The 14,457-nt window shown below is 70.8% G+C and carries 19 protein-coding genes; 8 read left to right on the top strand and 11 right to left on the bottom strand.

Going from position 1 to position 14,457, the window contains the following annotated elements; genetic code table 11:
* Nucleotides 1–67: 67 nt before the first annotated feature.
* Both G567_RS27370 and G567_RS0107525 read left to right on the top strand, forming a co-directional pair.
* The gene (locus G567_RS27370) at nt 68–595 is read left to right on the top strand and encodes a DUF1707 SHOCT-like domain-containing protein (protein ID WP_051232520.1); all 528 of its coding nucleotides are present in this window, start codon (nt 68–70) and stop codon (nt 593–595) included.
* 44 nt (nt 596–639) lie between these two features.
* Nucleotides 640–1,401, top strand: a complete 762-nt coding sequence (locus G567_RS0107525; protein WP_028929503.1) for a crotonase/enoyl-CoA hydratase family protein — start codon at nt 640–642, stop codon at nt 1,399–1,401.
* A 44-nt stretch (nt 1,402–1,445) separates the two neighbouring features.
* Here G567_RS0107525 and G567_RS0107520 read toward each other — a convergent pair whose 3' ends face one another.
* The gene (locus G567_RS0107520) at nt 1,446–1,952 is read right to left on the bottom strand and encodes a DUF6912 family protein (protein ID WP_028929502.1); all 507 of its coding nucleotides are present in this window, start codon (nt 1,950–1,952) and stop codon (nt 1,446–1,448) included.
* Nucleotides 1,953–1,955: 3 nt separating this feature from the next.
* Complete coding sequence (locus G567_RS0107515; protein WP_028929501.1) at nt 1,956–3,365, bottom strand: WS/DGAT/MGAT family O-acyltransferase; 1,410 nt, start codon at nt 3,363–3,365, stop codon at nt 1,956–1,958.
* A 36-nt stretch (nt 3,366–3,401) separates the two neighbouring features.
* Between G567_RS0107515 and G567_RS0107510 the strand changes: the two genes are divergently transcribed.
* Genes G567_RS0107510 through G567_RS0107500 form a run of 3 tightly spaced genes read left to right on the top strand, consistent with a single transcriptional unit; the run spans nt 3,402 to nt 5,730 of the window.
* Nucleotides 3,402–4,160, top strand: a complete 759-nt coding sequence (locus G567_RS0107510; RefSeq protein ID WP_028929500.1) for a TrmH family RNA methyltransferase — start codon at nt 3,402–3,404, stop codon at nt 4,158–4,160.
* Between the two features lie 56 nt (nt 4,161–4,216).
* Nucleotides 4,217–5,437 (top strand): alpha-hydroxy acid oxidase, encoded by a 1,221-nt coding sequence (locus G567_RS0107505; RefSeq protein ID WP_028929499.1) that lies wholly within the window; start codon nt 4,217–4,219, stop codon nt 5,435–5,437.
* Nucleotides 5,434–5,730, top strand: coding sequence for an antitoxin (locus G567_RS0107500; RefSeq protein ID WP_245585576.1), 297 nt, complete (start codon nt 5,434–5,436; stop codon nt 5,728–5,730). The genes G567_RS0107505 and G567_RS0107500 overlap by 4 nt, the downstream gene beginning before the upstream one ends.
* A gap of 90 nt (nt 5,731–5,820) precedes the next feature.
* Here the strand turns inward: G567_RS0107500 and G567_RS0107495 are convergent, their stop codons facing one another.
* The 4 genes from G567_RS0107495 to G567_RS0107480 are packed head-to-tail and all read right to left on the bottom strand — an operon-like array spanning nt 5,821 to nt 8,517.
* On the bottom strand, nt 5,821–6,189 hold the full coding sequence (locus tag G567_RS0107495; RefSeq protein ID WP_028929497.1) for an HAD-IA family hydrolase: 369 nt from the start codon (nt 6,187–6,189) through the stop codon (nt 5,821–5,823).
* A complete protein-coding gene (locus tag G567_RS0107490) occupies nt 6,189–7,001 on the bottom strand; it encodes an ABC transporter permease (protein WP_051232519.1) in 813 nt (270 codons plus the stop codon). The genes G567_RS0107495 and G567_RS0107490 overlap by 1 nt, the downstream gene beginning before the upstream one ends.
* A complete protein-coding gene (locus tag G567_RS0107485) occupies nt 6,998–8,056 on the bottom strand; it encodes an ABC transporter ATP-binding protein (RefSeq protein WP_037056271.1) in 1,059 nt (352 codons plus the stop codon). The genes G567_RS0107490 and G567_RS0107485 overlap by 4 nt, the downstream gene beginning before the upstream one ends.
* Nucleotides 8,053–8,517, bottom strand: coding sequence for a MarR family winged helix-turn-helix transcriptional regulator (locus G567_RS0107480; RefSeq protein WP_051232517.1), 465 nt, complete (start codon nt 8,515–8,517; stop codon nt 8,053–8,055). Before G567_RS0107480 ends, G567_RS0107485 begins: the two co-directional genes overlap by 4 nt.
* A 103-nt stretch (nt 8,518–8,620) precedes the next feature.
* Here G567_RS0107480 and G567_RS27365 point away from each other — a divergent pair, with 103 nt between their 5' ends.
* On the top strand, nt 8,621–9,109 hold the full coding sequence (locus G567_RS27365) for an Rv3235 family protein (protein ID WP_147201212.1): 489 nt from the start codon (nt 8,621–8,623) through the stop codon (nt 9,107–9,109).
* Here the strand turns inward: G567_RS27365 and G567_RS0107470 are convergent, their stop codons facing one another.
* The 5 genes from G567_RS0107470 to sodN all read right to left on the bottom strand — a co-directional run bounded on the left by G567_RS0107470 (nt 9,110) and on the right by sodN (nt 12,442).
* On the bottom strand, nt 9,110–9,610 hold the full coding sequence (locus tag G567_RS0107470) for an SRPBCC family protein (RefSeq protein WP_307724158.1): 501 nt from the start codon (nt 9,608–9,610) through the stop codon (nt 9,110–9,112).
* On the bottom strand, nt 9,600–9,956 hold the full coding sequence (locus G567_RS0107465) for an ArsR/SmtB family transcription factor (protein WP_028929492.1): 357 nt from the start codon (nt 9,954–9,956) through the stop codon (nt 9,600–9,602). Before G567_RS0107465 ends, G567_RS0107470 begins: the two co-directional genes overlap by 11 nt.
* A 229-nt stretch (nt 9,957–10,185) precedes the next feature.
* A complete protein-coding gene (locus G567_RS35105; RefSeq protein WP_028929491.1) occupies nt 10,186–10,419 on the bottom strand; it encodes a hypothetical protein in 234 nt (77 codons plus the stop codon).
* Nucleotides 10,420–10,664: 245 nt separating this feature from the next.
* Entirely contained in the window at nt 10,665–11,189 is a 525-nt protein-coding gene (locus G567_RS0107450; RefSeq protein WP_028929490.1) for a flavin reductase, read from the bottom strand.
* Between the two features lie 842 nt (nt 11,190–12,031).
* A complete protein-coding gene (gene sodN / locus G567_RS0107440) occupies nt 12,032–12,442 on the bottom strand; it encodes a superoxide dismutase, Ni (RefSeq protein ID WP_028929489.1) in 411 nt (136 codons plus the stop codon).
* A 94-nt stretch (nt 12,443–12,536) separates the two neighbouring features.
* On the opposite strand from sodN, the gene G567_RS0107435 reads away from it, so the two are divergent.
* A complete protein-coding gene (locus G567_RS0107435; RefSeq protein WP_028929488.1) occupies nt 12,537–12,854 on the top strand; it encodes a S24/S26 family peptidase in 318 nt (105 codons plus the stop codon).
* Nucleotides 12,855–13,220: 366 nt separating this feature from the next.
* Nucleotides 13,221–14,426 (top strand): NAD(P)-dependent malic enzyme, encoded by a 1,206-nt coding sequence (locus tag G567_RS27360; RefSeq protein WP_037056267.1) that lies wholly within the window; start codon nt 13,221–13,223, stop codon nt 14,424–14,426.
* The last annotated feature ends 31 nt before the right edge of the window (nt 14,427–14,457 follow it).

Below are 14,457 nucleotides of genomic sequence, written 5' to 3'. Positions count from 1 at the left end.
CTCGCTCGGGCCATCTCGCTCGGGCACGGGTTGTCCCTGTGGGGGATCCCGGTGGCAAGCTCGTGACATGACCACGGGGGAGACGGCGGGCAGTGGCGCATCGGGCCCGCCGCTGCGCATCGGCAACGTCGAGCGGGAGTCGGCCAGTAAGGCGCTCGACGAGCATCTGACCGCGGGCAGACTCGGCGTCGAGGAATACGCCGACCGCTCGGCCATCGCCGCGAACGCGACGGTCGCGAGCGAGCTCTCGGCACTGTTCACCGACCTGCCCGAGCCGCATCCGATACTGCCGGGCACCGCGGTCGCACCGGCCGCCGCTGCGCCCGCACCGCGGCAGGCCGCACCGGAGCGGCGCGGGTTCCACGGCTGGGGGCCGCGGATAGTCGCGGTCACTCCGATCATCGCGCTCGTGCTGTTCCTCCTGCTCAACGGGGTGGTGCCGTATGCGTGGGTGGTCTTCCTGCTCATCCCGCTCGTGGGCGGGCTGGTCTACGGCAATGATCGGCACGATGGCCGGGATCGGGAGGAACGCCGAGTGCTTGGCGACGGGCACCATGGGCCGCACGGCCGCTGGCACGGTTCGGACGAGCGGTGAGCGCACGCGCGAGCGAGAGGAGTGCCCCGGTGGGGGAGAGACGGGTGACCGTGACGGTGACCGATGGCGTGGCCGATGTGCGGCTGAACCGGCCGGAGAAGCGCAACGCCCTGGACCCGGCGATGTTCGAGGCGCTGGTGACGACCGGGGAGGCGCTCGCATCCGATCCGTCGGTGCGCGCGGTCGTGCTCTCCGGGGAGGGCCCCGACTTCTGCGCCGGGCTCGACTTCACCGCGTTCCGGGCGATGGCGCAGGGGGAGCGACTGTCGTTGCAGGTCGACCTGCCCCCGACGACCGGCCCGGCCAGGGCGACCGGGCAGCGCGCCGCATATGTCTGGGCCGAGGTGCCGGTGCCGGTCATCGCTGCGGTGCACGGCCACGCGCTGGGCGGCGGCCTGCAGATCACACTGGGGGCGGATCTCCGCATCGTCGCGCCGGACGCCGCGCTGGGGGTGCTGGAGATCCACTGGGGCTTGATCCCGGACATGACCGGAACCCAGCTGCTGCCCGAGCTCGTGGGCCGGGACGTAGCCAAGGAGCTGACCCTCACCGGACGCCAGGTCAGCGGCACCGAGGCGGTCGCTCTCGGCCTCGCGACCCGCACCGACCCGGACCCGCGCGTCGCGGCGCTCGCACTGGCCGCGGACATCACCGAACGGAACCCCGACGCGGTGCGCTGGGCCAAACGCCTGCTGAACCAGGCAGGGCGGGTCGACCTCGCCACCGGGTTCGCCGCGGAGCAGCAGGCGATCGGCGAGCTGATCGGCAGCCCGAACCAGGTCGCCGCCGTCCACAAACGCCTGTGAGTGCGTAACAGTCTTAGAACACTGTTACGCACTCACAGAGGGCGTTAGCCCAGCTCGACCAGAAAGGCGATCTCCGACGGGCTGTACCAGGCCAGCTCGTGGTCCTCGGCCTCACCGATGAGGAACTCCGCGTCCATATCGCCGAGATCGGCGGCGTCGACGACTTCCGCGGCCTGGCGGACCGCGTGCTCGGCCTCCTCGATGTCGACGTGCACCGAGGCGATGGCGTCCATCGGGACGGAGCCGGAGATCCGTACGGCGCCGTCGTCGAGATCGGGCCGCAGCGTCACATCCTCGACGTCGGCGGCCACCACCACCCGCCGAGCCGGGATGCCGTCCTCGCCCAGTCCGAACTCGACACCGAGCAACCGCAGCGACGCCCGCGCCGCCTCGGACATCGCGGCATACTCGAGTTCCTCGTCGTCCCCGGAGGTGTAGGCCTCGCGCAGCCGCGGGGTCAGCGCGAAGGCGGTGCCGCCGATCGGGTCGAGGTGGCCGGTCTTGACCAGCCGCTGCAACATCGGCCAGGTGCCGGGCAGGTAGATGCGCATGGTTCAGCTCACCGCCACCAGCAGTTCGTCGAGCGACTCGTCGACCAACCCGGCGAGCACGTCCACATCGGCCATCGCGTCACGGTCACCGTTGAAGCCGTAGTACACACCCCCGTCGTAGCTGGTGAGGCCGATGGCGAGGGCCTGGCCCTTGGCCAGCGGCACAACGGGGAACATCTCGAGCAGACGGGCGCCCGCTGCGTAGAGCGGGAACTGCGGTCCCGGCACGTTCGTCACCACCAGGTTGAAGATCCGTTTGGATATCACGCTCGCCGCGCGAGCTCCCAGGGCATGCAGCGTAGGCGGGGCAAACCCCCCGATCCGGACCAGGGTGTCCGCGCCGACGGACTGGCCCGAGGCAGTGTGCTCGCGCATCGCGTGTGTGACATGGTGCAGCCGCACCACCGGGCTGGGCTCGCCCACCGGCAGATCGACGAGAAACGACGACACCCGGTTGCCCAGCGAGCCGGCGGTCGCCGAGCTCGGGACGTCGGCATCGCCGCGCACCGAGAGCGGCACCAGCGCCCGCACCGACGACGACGCCGTCACCGGTTCGCCGCGGGAGAGCAGCCAGTTGCGCAGTGCCCCGGAGATCACGCTGAGCACCACGTCGTTGACCGAGCAGCCGTGCGCGGCCCGGATCCGCCGGTAGGACTCCAGTTCCGTGCGCGCGACGGTGAACCGGCGCTGGGTGGAGATGTTGACGTTGAGCGGGGTGCCGGGGGCGCGCCGGCTTGCTGTGCGCGCCATGGTGAACAGCTTCCCGGCGACTCCGACGATCTTCCCCGCGGTGGCGATGGCGTCGCCCGCCGCGACCCGCACGTTGTCGACCAGTTCGCCGGGGCGCGCCACCATGTCCCCAACGGCGTCGATCACCAGCCTGCTTCCGCTCGGCTCGGGCTCGGGCATCCACAACTCTTCGGCGACGGCCTGCGGGTCGGGGGAGATGTCGAGGATCACCTGCCCGATGTCGATCGCGCTGATCCCGTCGACCAGCGCCTGGTGCGTCTTGGTGATCACCGCGGCGCGGCCTCCGGTGAGCCCTTCGACCAGGTACATCTCCCACAGCGGCCGGGCTCGGTCGAGCGGGCGCGACACCACCCTGGCCACCAGATCGTTCAGCGCGGAGTCGGAGCCCGGGCGCGGCAGAGCCGAGCGCCGCACGTGAAAGGTGATGTCGAAGTCGGCGTCGTCGACCCACACCGGGCGCGCCAGATTGCCCGGCACGTACCGGACCTTCTGCCGGAAGCGCGGCACCAGCGCGATGCGCTGTTCGATCAGCGTGACGAGCCGGTCGTAGTCCAGACCGGACTTCGGCCGTTGGAAGATCGCGACGCCGCCGACGTGCATCGGCGTCGTCGTCTCCTCCAGGTAGAGAAAGGACGCATCGAGCGCGGAGAGCCGGGCGGGCATGGGACTGATCCTACGAGCGCGTGAGACGCTGGCGCGGTGCCAGAGCCGCGATCTCCCAAGGACACCTTCATCACGGTGTACGGCCGAAAACCGGTGCTCGAGGCGCTCGGCGACGCCGCGCTGCAGGTCGACAAGGTGATCATCGCCGATACCGCACGGGGCGAACCGGTCCGGGCGATCACCGCGGCGGCCAGGGCCCGCGGGGTGCCGGTGACCAGGGCGAGCGCGCACCGGGTCAAGGTGCTCGCCGGTAACGGCAGGCACGACCAGGGCGTGCTCGCCGACGTCGTCGCGCCGCGGATGGCGCCGGTCGCGGATTTCCTCTCCGGGCTGGCCCCTGGCCGGCGCGCCGCCGTGCTGGTGCTCGACCGGGTCACCAACCCGGCCAACGTCGGCATGGTGCTGCGCAGCGCCACCGCCGCCGGGCTGGACGGCGTGCTGCTGCCGCGGCGCGGGGTCCCGGCGATCGACCCGCTGGTGGTCAAGGCGTCGGCCGGGATCGCGTTCGCCGCGCCGGTGCTGCGCGCGGCGACCGCCGAGGAGGGCTGCGCGGCGCTGCGTGCGGCCGGCTTCGGTGTCTTCGGGCTCGATGCCGACGGTGCCTCGCTGCTCGACGCCGAGCTGCCCGAGCGGGTCGCGCTGGTGCTCGGCAACGAGACCGACGGGCTGTCCGCGCCGGTGCGGGCCGGGCTCGACGGCACGCTGGCGATCCCGATGCACGGAGGCGTCGAGTCGCTCAACGTCGCCAGCGCGGCGGCCGTCGCCGCCTACGAGTTGCTGCGCCGTCGCTGCTGACGGGCCGAACCGGCGCGACGCTTCCGGACCGGTTGCGGGCTTCCTAGGCTGGGGCGATGGTGCAGCGCCGGATCCCCCGCCCCGCGGAGCTGCGGCCGCTGCTGCGGCCCGCCCCGATCATCTGGAACGGCACCGAGCGCAGGCTCACCCGCGCCGCGAGCATCGGCGACCTGCGGGCGATCGCCCGCCGCCGCACCCCGCGCGCCGTCTTCGACTACGCCGACGGGGCCGCGGATGGTGAGCTGAGCCTGGAACGGGCCCGCCGGGCGTTCGCCAGGGTCGAGTTCCAGCCGGCGGTCCTGCGCGATGTGGCCCTGGTCGACACCGGCCGCACCATTCTCGGGATGCGCGCCGCGCTGCCGTTCGTCTTCGCCCCGACGGGGTTCACGCGGATGATGCACCACGAGGGCGAGCGGGCGGTGGCCGCCGTCGCCGAGCAGGTCGGTATCCCCTTCACGCTGTCCACGATGGGCACGACGACGATCGAGGGGGTCGCCGCCGCCGCGCCCGGCGCCCGCAGGTGGTTCCAGCTCTATCTGTGGCGGGACCGGGCGGTCGCCAAGGACCTCGTGCAGCGCGCCGCCGACGCCGGATACGACACGCTGATGCTCACCGTCGACACCCCGGTCGGCGGGGCCCGGTTGCGCGACGTCCGCAACGGGTTGAGCGTTCCGCCCGCGCTGGGTCTCCGGACGTTCCTCGACGGCGCAACGCATCCGCGCTGGTGGTTCGACCTGCTCACCACCGAGCCCCTGACCTTCGCCAGCCTCACCTCCACCGAGGGCACCGTCGCCGATCTGGTCAACCGGGTCTTCGACCCCGCGCTGACGATCGACGACGTCGCGTGGCTGCGCGGGATCTGGCAGGGCAAGCTGGTGATCAAGGGCATTCAGAGCGTCGCGGACGCGCGCCGGGTGGTCGACGCGGGTGCCGACGGGGTGGTGGTGTCCAACCACGGCGGCCGCCAGCTCGACCGCGCGCCGGTGCCGATCGAGCTGGTCGGACCGGTGGTCGAGGAGGTCGGGGATCGGACCGAGGTGTTCGTGGACACCGGGATCATGCACGGCGGCGACATCGTGGCGGCCATCGCGCTCGGTGCCAGGGCCGCCCTGGTCGGCCGCGCCTACCTCTACGGGCTGATGGCGGGCGGACGGCGCGGCGTGGCGAAATCCGTCGAGATTCTGAGCGCTCAGATCGTGCGAACCCTGCAGCTCATCGGCGTCAACCGGATCGACGAGCTCCGGCCCGACCACGTGCGGATTCGGCCGAATGGATGAGCCTCGCGCTGCGGGCCCGGACGCGGTGCCTCATCGTGGATGGCATGGGTTTCCTGGACAAGGCAAAGCAACTGCTGGGACAGCACGACGACAAGGTCGACCAGGGCCTCGACAAGGCCGGTGAGGCCGCGAAGCGCCGGTACGCGGGCCACGACGAGCAGATCGACTCGATCGTCGAGAAGGCCAGAGGGGCCACCGGGCAGGGCGACACCACCGCGGCGCCCCCGCCCGCGGCGCCCCCGCCCGAGGCGGCCCCGGGCGAGGAGCCGCCCCCGGAGAACCGGCCACGCTGAGCGCCGCGCCTCTCCCCTCTCCGCCGCAGGACGGTGGCTTTACTCCGGTCGGACCGGAAAGCCACCGTCTTGCGAAGCACCGGCCGTCCGTCAGAGTCCGAGCAGGATCTCCAGCTCGGCGACGGTGACCTCCGGGTTCTCGTGGCGGACGATCACGGCGCCGGCGGCCCGCGCACCGGCGAGGTTGGCGGGCAGGTCGTCGACCACCACGCAGTCTCCCGCCGGAAGGTCGAGCAGGTCCGTGGTGGCCCGGAACGCCGCGGGGTCCGGCTTGCGGGCACCGGCTGTCGTCCCGAGAACCACAACGTCGAACAGCTCGGCGCAGTCCGCCGGCACCTGCTGGGCGTCGGAGAGCAGCGCGGTGCGCACCCCGGCGGCACGGGCCCGCCGGACGAGGGAGCGTATCGGCTCACCGTCGGTGAGCACCCCACCGTAGTCCATGATCAGTCCGCGGAGCATCAGTCGAGCGCCCGGCGCAGGAAACCGCGGATGCCCAGCAGCGCCAGCACGACGACCGCCGCCGCCGCCACGACGATGCACAGCCACAGCGGCAGGTGCGGCACCTGCGGCACCAGGGCCGCGCGCACCCCTTCGCTCACATACGTCAGTGGGTTGAGCGCCGAGATCACCTGGAACCAGCGCAGGTCGGTCAGCGAATGCCAGGGGTACTGCACGGACCCGGTGAACATCAGCGGCGTGAAGATCACCGCGAACAGGATGTTGATCCGCCGCGGCGGCACCGCGGTGCCGATGACCATGCCCATCGTGGCGCCCAGCAGCGCCCCCAGTACGACCATCAACAGCGCCGGGCCGAGCCCGGACGCCGGCCAGTGCGTGTCGATCATCAGCATCCCGATGGGAACCATGAGCACGCTGGCCACGAGTCCGCGTAGGGAGGCGTAGGCGATCTTCTCGACGGCCACGAGCGGGATCGGCATCGGGGCGAGCAGCCGGTCCTCGATCTCGCGTGACCAGGAGAACTCGAAGACCAGCGGGAACGCTACGGCCTGCAGCGCCGCGAACATCGCGTTCATGGCCAGCAGGCCGGGCAGCATGATCGAGCCGTAGTCGGGCGAGACGAACCCGCCGCGACCGAGTACCACGACGAAGACCAGCAGGAAGAAGAACGGCTGGACGAGCACCTGCGCGAGGAATGCGGGCAGCTCCTTGCCGGTGACGAAGATATCGCGGCCCAGCACCGCGAGGAACGCGCGCCATGGGCCGGCCGAAGTGGTGCGCTCGACCAGCTGCCCGTTGCCGGTAATGGTCATCGCAGATCTCTCCCGGTCAGCGAGATGAAGATGTCCTCGAGGCTCGGCTCGCCGAGCGAGAGGTCACTGACCTGGGCATCGTGCGAGCCCAGCAGTGCGACGACCGGGCCGACCAGCGCGGCGGGCTCGGTATCGACGTAGAGCCGCAGCCGGATGTCACGGTCGACGCCGGCCGGTGCGGGCGGGGCCGCGATCCGGCCGGGCCCGTTCGGGATCGGCGGCATGTCCGACGGCACCCCGGACGGCGGCGCCGCGGCGAGCTGCTCGACGCGTTCCACCCCGGGGAGCTCGATCAGCCTGGCGACGAGCTCGTCCGCGGATTCGGTCCCCGGCGCGACGGTGACCTCGACGGTGCCGCATCCGGGTAGCGAGCGGATCAGCCCGCCCGGGGTGTCGAGCGTGAGCAGCTTGCCGTGGTCGACGATGCCGACCCGGTCGGAAAGCTTCTGGGCCTCGTCCATGTCGTGCGTGGTGAGCACGATGGTGACGCCCTCGTCGCGCAGCTCGCGCACCTGGTCGTGCACGAACAGCCGCGCTTGCGGGTCGAGCCCGGTCGACGGCTCGTCGAGAAAGAGGACCTCGGGCCGGTGCATGAGCCCACGGGCGATCATCACCCGCTGGCTCTGTCCGCCGGACAGGTCGTCGACCACGGCCTTGGCCTTGTCCTGTAGTCCCATCCGGTCGAGCAGCGCGTCGGCCCGGCAGTTGCGCTCGGCCCGTCCGACTCCGTGGTAGGCGGCGTGGAAGATCAGGTTGTCGCGCACCGAGAGCGAGCGGTCGAGGTTCACCCGTTGCGGGACAACCGCGAGCCGCGAGCGCACGGCGACGGCGTCGGCGACCACGTCGAGACCCGTGACCCGCGCGCTCCCGCCGGTCGGCAGCACCCGGGTGGTGAGCACTCCGACGGTCGTGGTCTTCCCGGCGCCGTTCGGGCCGAGCAGCCCGAACACCTCACCGCGCTCGACGGTGAACGACAGGCCGTCCACCGCGTTCGTCGGGCTCTTCGGGTAGCGCTTGACCAGCTCGCGCACCTCGGCGGCCGGTTGGTTCGTCACGTCTCCCCCTCGTCCGTGGTCACAGCCAGCACGCCGAGCAGGTACTTCCGGATGATCTCCGCCTCGTCGGGCGGAGGATGCGGCATCCTCTCCCGGAAGGTGGCGACGACCTGGGTGAACGCGGTCATCATCCGGTCCCGGCCGGCGTCGGTGATCGACAGCCGGACGACCCGCCGGTCGTGGCGGTCGCGATCGCGGCGCAGCTCCCCGGCCTGCTCCAGCGCGTCGATCACCGGGGTCAGCGTGGCCGGGGTGACCCCGAGACGGCCGGCGAGTTCCCGGTGCGAGAGGCCCCCGGAATGGCCCAGCACGCCGAGCACTCCGATCGAGGTCGAGGTGAGCCCGTGGGCGGCGACGATGCGCTGGTAGTAACAACCGACCGCCCGCCCGGTCCACACCAGCAGCTTGCCCAGCGGCATGTGCTCCGGTCGGGTCTCGAAGAACGTCTGAGGAGCGGTCACGACCGAGACCGTACATGGACTAATCGTATGTCGACAAATGATATAGGGCGGTACCTCCTGGATCCGCCACGACGTTCCATTCGTCCGCCGCAGGCTCGTCCCCGTGACGACCGCCGCTGTTGCCGTCCCGCGTCCCCGAAGCCCCCAGCAGCCCCGTCCCCGGCTGCGCCGCCTGCGGCACGAGCCGGACCCCGATTCGGGCGGCGTGCAGCTCGCGCTGGCGACGGCGAGCCCGGCGTCACCGCCGGTCCCGCCACCACCGCAACGCACCCTGGAGGACGGCACCGCCCGGGGCCGGGCGGCACAGGTCCTGCAGTTCGTTCTCGAGACCCTCGACGGGCGCCGTCCCGCGCGGCATCTCGCGCGCCATGTCGCGCCGCGGGTGCTGCGCTACGTCACAGCCGCCGCTGCCCGGCCCGATCTGCGCCGCGACCGAGCCGGGCAGCTGCGCTCGCTTCGGCTCGACCAGCCCCGGCCGGGAGCCGTCGAGGTCGCGGCGGTGTGCCGGCTCGGCGGCCGGGTCCGCGCCATGGCCGCCCGCTTCGAACTCGGCGACGGCGGATGGCGCTGCACCGCGCTGCGGCTCGGCTGATCACTCGCTCCGCGAGCTCTCCTCGGCGAGCGACTCCGCGACCCGCTCCAGATGGTCGAGCGCCTCTTGCAGTCCGTCCTCCATGCCGGAGCCGATGTGCGCGTCACGGTGCTCCTGGCAGGAGTGCTGCACGAGGATCGCGAGGGTGGTGCAGCCGTCCCGTTCGGTGAGCGTGAGCGTGTCCACCGCCTTCCCGTCCGGCATGCCCTCGAACACCTCGGTCGAGACGATGCGCTCGTTGGGCACGATCTCCCGGTACTCGCCGTGGAACGCGACCTCGAAGCCGCCGTTGGCCACCATCACATAGCGCCACCGGCCGCCGACCCGAAGATCGACCTCGACGCTGGTGACCTCACCCCGGTCGCCTGCCCACCAGCGCTTGATGAGCTCCGGCGTCGTGTACGCCTTGTAGACCAGGTGCCTGGGCGCGTCGAACTCCCGCTCGATCAGGATCTGCGTGTCCGTCGGGAGGGTCACGACCGCGGTACCGCTAGTCGTCATCGCCATCATCTCCGTTCTCGATCTCCTTGAGCTCCTCCAGCACGGCATCCAGCCGCTCGAAGCGCTGCGCCCACGACTGCTCGTAGCTCTTGACCCAGTCGTAGATGGGTTTGAGCGGGCGCCCGTTGAGCCGGTACATCCGCCGCCGGCCCTCATCGCGCACCTCCACCAGCCCCACCTCCCGCAGCACCCGGAGGTGTTTGGACACCAGCGGCTGCGCGACGCCCAGCGCCGCGACGAGGTCATTCACCGAGCGTTCCCCGCCGGCGAGCAGATCGAGGATCCGCCGCCGCCGCGGTTCGGCCACCGCGTTGAACGCGTCCGTCGTTGTCGCCGCCCGGGCCATGGAAAAATCATATATCTATATGGGAATGTGTCAAGCGTTCGCCGAGACGAGAAACGGGCCGGCGCGAGCGCGCCGACCCCGTCCGAATGCTGGATGCCGAGCTGTCGACGATCACCCAGACTGAGCTCTCGCGGTCGCGACCCAACGACTTTGTTGCGAAAGCTTTGCAGTAGTTGAGGTTGAGGCCGGTCCGGTCCACCTCGATCCGCGGAACATCTCGGCGGCGCGATCAGGAGAGGGCATGGCCCAGCTCCCCGACCCTGCCGGCCAGCTCCGCCGCATCCCGCGCAACGACGACGTGAGCGCGTCCGTGACGTCCCACAAGATCGTCGACGTAAGCCAGAACCCGGCAGCGGAAGGCCATGGCGTGCAAGGTCTGGGCGAGGCGTAGCGCGAAGCCGGTGATCGAGCGGACCGACAGCGAGACGTCGGCGACGACGAGCAGCCGGATCCGGTCGGACACCGATCGGCGAACCACCAGATGGAACGGGACGCCGTCGTCCGTTCGGCGAGCGCGGCGACGAGTCCGCGATCGGCTCGACGAGGCGGTTGAGCCGCGCCGAGCTCAGTGGTCGAGGTCGGCGAAGCGGCCGAGCGGGTCGTCCCCTTCGGCCAGGATGGCAACAGCTATGAATGGGCAGTCCGAGACCCCTCTGCTCGGGGAGGAGCGGCACTCGACCATCGGGCCCGTGCCCGTCACCGAACTCGTCAGAGTCTCCGGCCGAATCCGACGTGGGCGAGTCCCCGAGGTCGGTCGGCCGCGTCGACGTCGTGGTGGACGGTCAGGGCATGCCGGCTGTCACGGTGGTTCCCATCGATGGTCACGCCTGCCACGCACTCGAAACGAGCCCACGTATCTGCCCGGCGAGGGCACGGCCCGCGCTGTCGGAACGATGACCGAGGCCACCGACGGCCGACGGCGCGCAGCGCCCCGGTGACCTCATAGGGCCGGCCGAGCAGCCGGGTGGCCACCTCCACCGTCCCCACCTCCACGCCGCCCAAGTGCGCCGTCGACGAGAGTTCGCGCAGCGTCACGACCCTGCCGGCCCCGCGACGGCCGAACCGGAAGTTGCCGACGACGACGAGTCGGACGGCCATCGGCGGCTCGAGCGACAGGGACGAAACCGTGCTGGCGGTCGCACCGAAGTCTTCGTCATCGCTGTGCGTAGTGAGAACCGTGACTCCACTCGCAAAATGGCCGATGACGTGTCGGAATGTCTCCTTGTCGACCACGTGGACCCCTTCCCATCGGTATCACTCCACTCACCGGAGTTGCTGGACCAGCTTTGTGGTAAACGCCATTCACACCTCTTACCTGTTTGGTCGACAGATCGTCCAGAAGCACGTCGTCCATTCGTCGTTGGCGGCAGCTCTGGCTCAAGCCAGAGCGTCACGTTGTGGGGCGCCCGACCAATGGGGAATCATGCGTAGACGGCGAGCACGAGATTGCGCCGGCCCAGGAGGTCGCCGACTGTGCCCGCGAGCAGCGCGCCGATCAGCAGACCGATCAGCGCGTAGCCGCCGAGTGCGCCGTCCACCGCGGAGTCACCCGGCCGATCCGAGAAGGATCATGCAGAAAGATCGGGAGCACCGTCCCGACGACCAGGTCGTCACCGCCGAACATCGGACCGGCGGTGGCAGGCGATACAACCCATACGAACGTGCGGCGCCGCAGGCGGGTGCGTTGATCCTCATGGAGACCCGTGTCAAGCGTCATTTCGTCTCCTTCGACGAACGCCGACTCGTGGCTGTCCATCTCAGGCGAACGCGGGGCCAGGCAAGCCGCGCTGTGGTGGCGATTCCCAGGTCGTGACCCAAGGGTGGCGATTCCTCGATGTCAAGCGCGGGCTCCTTCATTTCGGCCCAGTTGGCCGGGACATCGCATCGGTCACCGTCCGCGGCGCGGTTCGCCCGCATCCTCACTGTCAGTGCACAGCGCGCCCACCGGCGCGTCTCACATCTGATCGCGGGTGTCTCTGGCCGTCCACGGGCCGTCGAACAACGCCCGACAGCAAAAACGGCGCCGGCCGACGAGACGTGGTTCCGCCGGCCGGCGCCGTTCTCGACGCCTGGGGTCAGGCCGCCTGCTTGGTCTCCCAGAAGATCTTGTCGATCTGGGCGATGTAGTCCAGCAGTTCCTGGCCGGTCTTCGGGTCGTTCGACGCCTTGGTGCCGGTCGCGCCCGCGGCCTTGGTGGCCTTGTTGAACAGCTCGTGCAGCTCGGGGTGCTTCTCGAAGTGCGGGGGCTTGAAGTAGTCGGTCCAGAGCACCCACAGGTGGTGCTTGACCAGCTCAGAGCGCTGTTCCTTGATCTCGATCGCCCGCGCCCGGAAGGTGGGGTCGTCGTTGGCCTGGTACTTCTCCTGGATGGCCTTCACCGACTCGGCCTCGATCCGGGCCTGCGCCGGGTCGTACACGCCGCAGGGGAGGTCGCAGTGTGCGGTGGCCTCCAGCCGCGGGCGGAGAATGCGGGACAGGGTCCGCATGGGTCCTCCCTGGATGGTGATCGTTCTGGCCGGGCCAACACTACCCTCGGGCCTGGCAGGGAGCATGGCGGAGACACCTCGGAGGTCGCCCCGGATGGCTCGATGGCGTCGGGTCGGGGTGCGCGGCCCGTCGATGGCCCCCACGCTGAGCGACGGCGATGTCGTGCTCGTCCGCTTCGGACCTCCCGTCGCCCCGGGTGACGTGGTTCTTGTCCGCTGGACGGCGCGGCCGGACCAGCTGTCGGTGAAGCGCGCCGAGCGTCGCGAGGGGAACGGGTGGTGGGTGCTCGGCGACAACCCCGACGGTTCCACCGACTCCCGCCAGCTCGGCGCCGCCGAGGTGCTCGCCGTGGTGTGGCGACGGCTGTGGCCACGGCCGGGGCGGCTGCGTGCCCGGCCCACCCCGCTGTGATCGCCGTTCGGGAGCGGATGGCCGTGGAGATCGCGGTTCCCACCATCGAAACGTTGATTATGTGCGGGCCGGCGTGATCAGGTGCGGTCGGCGCGCTCGGGTGTCGGCCGGCGCGATCGGGTGTCGGCCGCGTGATCACGTACCGAGGCGGCGATCACGTGACGAAGCCTACGGACGCGAACGGCAAACCGCGACTATGCTCTGCTGTTATCCGACCGCCGAACTCCGGCACGCGCCGCGCCATCCCGCGGTGGGCTGTGGGGGCGTCCGGCACCGCGAAAGGGCCGATACCCGCGACCTCCGGTGCACGGCGAGTGGGCGCAAATGGCGCCACAGACGTATCGCACCGAGGGAAGAGGGCCTTCCATGACGACCGCTCCCGAGCGGCTGCGCGCTACCGATGCCCCGGCGCGTCGCGCCGATACGCACTTCGCTGACCCGACGCGTGCGGAGATCTTCGAGGCTCATCGCGGCGGCAAGCTCGCCACCGGCCTCACCGTACCGCTGCGCGACCCCCGCGACCTCGCGATCGCCTACACCCCCGGGGTCGCCGAGATCAGCCGGGAGATTGCCGCCGATCCCGCCAAGGCCGCTCGCTACACCTGGGCGAACCGGCTCGTCGCGGTGGTCAGCGACGGGACCGCGGTACTCGGCCTCGGCAACATCGGCCCGCGGGCCGCGCTGCCCGTGATGGAGGGCAAGTCGGCCCTGTTCAAGACGTTCGCCGAGCTCGACTCGATCCCGCTCGTGCTGGACACGACCGACGTCGACGAGATCGTCGAGACACTGGTGCGGCTGCGCCCGAGCTTCGGCGCGGTCAATCTGGAGGACGTCGCGGCGCCCCGCTGTTTCGAGTTGGAGGCCAAGCTGATCGAGGCGCTCGACTGCCCGGTCATGCATGACGACCAGCACGGAACCGCGATCGTGCTGCTCGCGGCCCTGCGCGGGGCCTGCGCCGTCGACGATCGCGACCTGACCCAGCTCAAGGTCGTCATCTCCGGGGCGGGGGCGGCCGGGGTGGCGTGCGCCAAGATCCTGCTTGCCGCGGGGGTGGCAGACGTGATCGTGCTCGACTCCCGCGGGGTGCTCACCGCGGATCGGGGCGGGGTCAAGGCGGATCTGGCCGCGGTGACCAATCCGCGCGGGGTCACCGGCGGCATCGCCGAGGCGCTGACCGGGGCGGACGTGTTCGTCGGCCTTTCCAGCGCCCGGGTGCCCGAGGAGTTGGTGGCCGCGATGGCTCCGGAAGGGATGGTGTTCGCGCTGTCCAACCCGGACCCGGAGGTGCGTCCGGAGGTCGCGGCGCGGTATGCGGCCATCGTCGCGACCGGGCGCAGCGACTACCCGAACCAGATCAACAACGTGCTCGCGTTCCCGGGGATCTTCCGCGGCGCGCTGGACGCCGGCGCGCGCCGGATCACCGAGCGGATGAAGCTGGCCGCGGCCGAGGCGATCTTCTCGGTGGCCAGCGACGATCTGGCCGCCGACCGGATCGTCCCGAGCCCGTGCGACCCCAGGGTGGCGCCCGCGGTCGCCGCCGCCGTATCGGCGGCTGCCACCCACTCCGAGTAACGGTCTTCACGCTGCGTATAGGCCGGACCGC

The sequence above is a fragment of the Pseudonocardia asaccharolytica DSM 44247 = NBRC 16224 genome (assembly GCF_000423625.1).
Classification (GTDB): Bacteria; Actinomycetota; Actinomycetes; order Mycobacteriales; family Pseudonocardiaceae; genus Pseudonocardia; species Pseudonocardia asaccharolytica.
Note: the sequence above shows the minus strand (reverse complement) of the source record. Positions and strands in the feature narration are given on the sequence as shown.